Source organism: Staphylococcus cohnii subsp. cohnii, from assembly GCF_002902365.1.
GTDB classification, from domain to species: Bacteria; Bacillota; Bacilli; order Staphylococcales; family Staphylococcaceae; genus Staphylococcus; species Staphylococcus cohnii.
Genome location: NZ_PPQC01000057.1, coordinates 1 through 2,886, shown reverse-complemented (window position 1 = coordinate 2,886; position 2,886 = coordinate 1). Strand labels below are relative to the sequence as shown.

Annotated in this window: 4 protein-coding genes; 3 read left to right on the top strand and 1 reads right to left on the bottom strand. The window is 30.7% G+C overall.

The features are described 5' to 3' along the window. Positions 1–83: 83 nt before the first annotated feature. The 3 genes from CD032_RS09910 (at position 84) to CD032_RS12960 (ending at position 1,608) form a co-directional block, all read left to right on the top strand. Positions 84–497 carry a plasmid mobilization protein gene (locus CD032_RS09910; protein WP_069819191.1) on the top strand — a complete coding sequence of 138 codons (414 nt, stop codon included), beginning with the start codon at positions 84–86 and terminating at the stop codon, positions 495–497. 99 nt (positions 498–596) lie between these two features. Next, positions 597–1,388 carry a nuclease-related domain-containing protein gene (locus CD032_RS09905; RefSeq protein ID WP_231912230.1) on the top strand — a complete coding sequence of 264 codons (792 nt, stop codon included), beginning with the start codon at positions 597–599 and terminating at the stop codon, positions 1,386–1,388. Between the two features lie 124 nt (positions 1,389–1,512). Further along, positions 1,513–1,608 carry a type I toxin-antitoxin system Fst family toxin gene (locus CD032_RS12960; protein ID WP_011276848.1) on the top strand — a complete coding sequence of 32 codons (96 nt, stop codon included), beginning with the start codon at positions 1,513–1,515 and terminating at the stop codon, positions 1,606–1,608. A gap of 181 nt (positions 1,609–1,789) precedes the next feature. On the opposite strand, the gene CD032_RS09900 is transcribed toward CD032_RS12960, so the two are convergent. Further along, entirely contained in the window at positions 1,790–2,608 is an 819-nt protein-coding gene (locus CD032_RS09900) for an MIP/aquaporin family protein (RefSeq protein ID WP_046467874.1), read from the bottom strand. Positions 2,609–2,886 lie beyond the last annotated feature (278 nt).

Below are 2,886 nucleotides of genomic sequence, written 5' to 3'. Positions count from 1 at the left end.
TTTATTTTTTATAAAAACATTGAGTAATTACTAACTATATTATTGAATGAATGAGTGATTACTTAGTTTTGGAGGGGTCAAAAATGACTAATAAAAGTCATAGAAAAGCTAAAACAATCAATATCAATTTGACTGAAGAAGAATATAAAAAGGTAAAAGCGTTAGCAGAAGATAGAGATTTAAATCCAACAGCTTATACACGACTTGCGGCATTAGGTAATCGTATCAAACCTACAGTTGTCTATAACACAGATGAATATACTGAACAGTTAAAAAAAGAAAAACAAACACTTGAAATGGCTTTAGAGACAAGCGTACCAAAAGAAGATGTTGAACTTTTAGAAGCACAATGTGAAAGTTATAAAACTTATATTGATACATTCAAGAAGTTCTTGCAGTATGTACAAGAAGATGCGGAATATATTAATTTGAATGGATACAAGAGAGATGAACAATTAAAAGCAGAGATGAAAGATGCTATAAAGTCATTGATATAAATAGTTAAGGGTTAGTGTATAATGATTATCGTTTTGGTATTATGTTCTATTATCTTATTTTGCTTAGTAATTTATTTTTATAAAAAGAGCAATGATAATATGAAATTGAAGGAGAAAAAAGAACAAGCGCTAAATTCAAATATTGATAGTGAGAAAAACCAAAATAAAGATTTATCGGCTCGTTATAACGAACTAAGCCAAAAATATGAAGATGTGTGTAGGGAAAATAAAAACTTGAAAGAAAGTTATCGTTTAAGCTCTGTATCTAATAAAAACATGGGGGAAATCAAAGCTTCTAAAGAGTTACAAGAAATTTTTGAACAGTTGCAAGAAGAAGTTGATATCGACCATTTTGTAAAATTCGATAATCTTTTTTTGTACGATTTAAAAGAACCTAGACAAATAGATCATATGGTTATTTGCGATTATGGTGTTTATATATTTGAAACAAAATATTGGGAAGGTGATATATATTACAATATATCTAAAGAAAGTTTAAAAGGTACTAAGCATGAATTATTGAATCGATACATCTTTTATAAGCAAGATGAAAATGAGCATCAAACTTTTGTTTTGAAATTAAATGAAAATGGGGAAATAGAATACCGTAACCATGGTAATCCTTATAAACAGATATATAAAACAATGAAGAAATTAAGCGCTTTTTTAAATAAAGAATATTTTATCAATAGTATTATATACTTTAATTATCACAATGATAAATATCATTTTGTCGATGGATCAGATAAAAGTAATGGGATAATTGGGGTAAATCAAAAAGAAAGTTTATATGATTTATTAAAAAATAGAATGAAAAATTTCAAATTTGAAAAGTTGAATGAAAAACAAATAAAATATTTGAAGCAGAAATTTGAAAAATACAAAGTGTAAAATTAAATTATTTTACATATTTCAACTTATCGGAAGTACATATGCTTCAAAAGATACAGATGGTATAATAATGGAGTCGCCTATCTCTCAGGCGTCAATTTGACGTAGGGAGGAGGTGTTATTCATGTTGGAAATCCTTGTTCACATCACGACCACAGTCATCAGTGGTTGTATTATTGCGTTATTTACGCATTGGCTGCGTAATCGCAAAGACAAATAGGCGACAATAGCCACACCTACAAAAATCCCCTCACTATTTGCGGTAGTGAGGGGATTGGTGTATCCATGCTGGATTCCTTGTTAAGTGCATTATAACATCATAGTGGCAGGAATGCAAAAATTATTAATGGGACATTAAAATAATATAAAAAATAGTTATATTGTATATTATTTGATTTCAATTAATATATTTTTTCAACTTTGTTTTTCTTATCTATTTTATTAAGCATAACACCTAGTATAAGTGTAGCTATAAAAATAGCAATAGAAATAATAGACATTGTATCAAAAATCCCTTTATAAAATAGACGATAAAACATAGCGCCTATCATTCCACCAGATAGGGGCCCCAGCACTGGAACTATAGCATATCCCCAGTTTGAACCTCCTTTTCCCGCGATTGGTAAAATAGTATGAGCTATTCTTGGACCTAAATCACGTGCAGGATTGATTGCATAACCGGTAGGTCCCCCAATGCTTACACCAATAGCAACAATTAAAGCCCCAACAATTAATGGGTTTAGACCATCTGCGATATTGTTCATACCAATAAATAACAGTCCTAAAGTTAAAATACCTGTACCAATAATTTCTGTGATGAAATTAGCAAAATAGTTGGGGACAGAGGGTGCTGTAGAAAAAACACCAAGTTTGACTTCTGGTTCTTTAGTGGCTTTCCAATGTGGTAAATATGCAAGCCAAACAAGTATTGCTCCTACTATACCTCCCAACATTTGAGCAATTATATAACCTGGCACCATAGACCAACTTAATGAATGATCCATAGCAAATGCTAAAGTAACTGCTGGATTTAAGTGGGCGTCCGAAATATTGCCAACAGCATAAGCGCCTAAAGAGACACCTAGCCCCCATCCTACAGCAATTACAATCCAGTCAGAGCCATGTCCTAAATTACGTTTTAAATTAACATTTGCACAGACACCGCCTCCCAATAACACGAGTATTGCTGTTCCTAAAAATTCAGCTACATAAACATTCATAATAAAAGCATCCCTTTCTACAAAAAAGACACTTGTATCCTCGAGTGAAGGTACAAGTGTCTCTAGTTCTCCCTAATAATTATCAACTTAAAAAGCATTATAAATCTTTTGTGTAAACGTTATCAAAAATAGTTAGAACCAAAAAATACTAGTATTTTTTTATTGATCTAGTTTTAATATTTTTCTAAATAATAATTGGGGCTTAAACACATATGTGTTTAAGCCCCGAAAGAATTAATTGTGAAAACTTCTGATAATTCAAATTTAGCATATAAGAT

What these genes read in the sequence shown, in the direction of transcription:
- CD032_RS09910 (WP_069819191.1), top strand. Translation starts at nt 84, where the DNA reads ATGACTAATAAAAGTCATAGAAAAGCTAAAACAATCAATATCAATTTG.
- CD032_RS09905 (WP_231912230.1), top strand. Translation starts at nt 597, where the DNA reads ATGAAATTGAAGGAGAAAAAAGAACAAGCGCTAAATTCAAATATTGAT.
- CD032_RS12960 (WP_011276848.1), top strand. Translation starts at nt 1,513, where the DNA reads ATGTTGGAAATCCTTGTTCACATCACGACCACAGTCATCAGTGGTTGT.
- CD032_RS09900 (WP_046467874.1), bottom strand. Translation starts at nt 2,608, where the DNA reads ATGAATGTTTATGTAGCTGAATTTTTAGGAACAGCAATACTCGTGTTA.